At 37.1% G+C, this 2,462-nt stretch carries 2 protein-coding genes; both read left to right on the forward strand.

Annotation, left to right across the window (positions count from 1 at the left end):
* Window positions 1-890: galactokinase (gene galK / locus COZ07_RS10640; RefSeq protein ID WP_406608539.1), on the forward strand; the 890-nt coding region annotated here is incomplete at its 5' end.
* Window positions 891-1,004: 114 nt separating this feature from the next.
* Window positions 1,005-2,462 (forward strand): glycerol kinase GlpK (gene glpK / locus COZ07_RS10645; RefSeq protein WP_406608540.1); only part of this gene is annotated, 1,458 nt, incomplete at its 3' end.

Below are 2,462 nucleotides of genomic sequence, written 5' to 3' on the forward strand. Positions count from 1 at the left end.
ATTTGATGGGTGTAGTTGATGAAATACAGAAGACCGGATACATTTTACAGGGAGCAAATATTATTTTTATCAGTAATATTCCTCAGAAAGCAGGATTGAGTTCTTCTGCTGCCCTGGAGATTGTTACTGCCTTAACTATGGCTGAATTAAATTTATTAAAGATTGAACCTGTAAAAATGGCTCGTCTCTGTCAACAAGCAGAGAATAATTTTGTAGGAGTAGCTTGTGGAATTATGGATCAGTATGTCTCACGATTGGGACGGAAAGATAATGTGCTCTTTATTGATTGCAGAACTAATAATTATGAACTAATCCCTTTTAGAGATAGTAATTATCAGATAGTAATTTGTGACTCAAAAATACGGAGGGATTTAATTAATTCTGAGTACAATAAAAGACGAGAAGAGTGTAAAAAAGCTACTGAGTTTTTTACTCATAGGTTCGGACATAAAGTTCAAGCTTTAAGAGATGTTACTATAGAGGAATTTAAGCAATATCAAGAGCAATTACCCGAAACTATTGCTCGAAGAGCAAGACATGTAATTTTGGAAAATGATAGGGTGCAAGCTAGTAAAAAAGCTATAGAAGCTGGTGATTATATTACATTTGGTCAATTGATGATAGAATCACACCAGAGTCTTAAGGTGGATTATGAGGTTAGTTGTGAGGAATTAGATCTCCTGGTCGACTTAGCTTTAAAGCAAGAAGGAGTGTTAGGGGCCCGGATGACTGGTGCTGGTTTTGGAGGCTGCACGGTAAATCTATTAAAGAGAGAGAAGGTAAATATTTTTAAAAAAACCATTCAGAAGGAATATAAGAGAATAACAGGAATTATCCCAGATATATATATAACCATACCTGCTGATGGGGCTAAAGTTCTAAAATTTTAAAAGGTGAATTAACCAGCCATTTCGCCAATTTAAAGTATAATATGGTCTATTCTGAAAATATGCTATTATGTTAATATTAAATAAATGATAAGCGAGTAAATGAGGGTGTAATTGTTGAGAAAATATATAATGGCTCTGGATCAGGGGACTACCAGTTCTCGGGCAGTCATATTCGACCATAATGGTTCAATAATAAGTATGGCAAGTAAAGAATTTAAACAGATTTATCCGAAACCTGGTTGGGTAGAACATAACCCCACTGAGATATACTCTTCTCAAATAGAAATTGCCAGGGATGCTTTAAGCAAAGCAAACTTAACTGCGGTTGATATAGTTTCTATTGGAATAACTAATCAAAGAGAGACAACAATACTTTGGGATAAAAAAACCGGTAAGCCGATTTACAACGCTATTGTATGGCAATGCCGAAGGACAGCCCCTATATGCGACCAGCTAAAAAAGAAAGGGCTGGCAGAGATTATCCAAAAAAAGACCGGGCTGGTGGTCGATGCCTATTTTTCCGGTACCAAGATTAAATGGATTTTGGATAATGTAAAAGGAGTAAGAGAAAGAGCTAAAAAAGGAGAAGTTTTATTTGGAACAGTAGATAGCTGGCTTATTTGGAATTTAACTGGAGGAAAAGTCCATGTAATAGATTATTCCAATGCTTCACGAACAATGATATTTAATATTCATCAGCTGGATTGGGATGAGGAGATATTAGAAGAGATGGATATCCCCAAAGCAATCCTCCCTCAACCTTTACCTTCGAGTTATGTTTACGGAAATACAGATAAAGAGATATTTGGAGTCGAAATTCCAATTTCAGGAGATGCCGGAGACCAGCAAGCCGCTCTTTTTGGGCAAGCCTGCTACGAACCAGGTATGGCAAAAAATACTTATGGTACTGGCTGTTTTATATTGATGAATACTGGAGGGAAAATCGTCTCATCAAAGAATGGTCTTTTGACTACTATTGCCTGGGGAGTTAACGGAAAGGTGGAATATGCCTTAGAAGGAAGCATATTTATAGCTGGTGCAGTAGTGCAGTGGTTAAGAGACGAGCTTAGGATGATAAATAGCTCTGAAGAAATTGAAAAATATGCCTTGAAAGTTAAAGATACTAACGGAGTTTATTTAGTTCCTGCTTTCGTAGGTCTTGGCGCTCCTTATTGGGATATGTATGCTCGAGGAACTATTGTGGGGTTAACCCGAGGGGCAAAGAAGGAGCATATCCTTAGAGCAGCAGAAGAATCAATAGCCTATCAGAGTCGTGATGTCCTGGAAATTATTCAGAAAGATTCAGGCATTGGTTTGAAAAAATTAAAAGTTGATGGAGGCGCAGTAAGAGACAACTTCTTAATGCAATTCCAATCTGATATTTTAGGAGTTCCGGTGGTGAGACCTCAAGTTATAGAGACTACTGCCTTAGGAGCGGCTTATCTTTCTGGTTTAGCGGTTGGTTATTGGAAAGACAAAGAGGAGATTGCTCAGAAATGGAAAGTAGATAAAGAATTTTCCCCCAATATGGATGAGAAAATAAAAGAAAAATTATATAAAGGCTGGAAGAAA

This window comes from Candidatus Infernicultor aquiphilus, assembly GCF_002784285.1.
Classification (GTDB): Bacteria; Atribacterota; Phoenicimicrobiia; order Phoenicimicrobiales; family Phoenicimicrobiaceae; genus Infernicultor; species Infernicultor aquiphilus.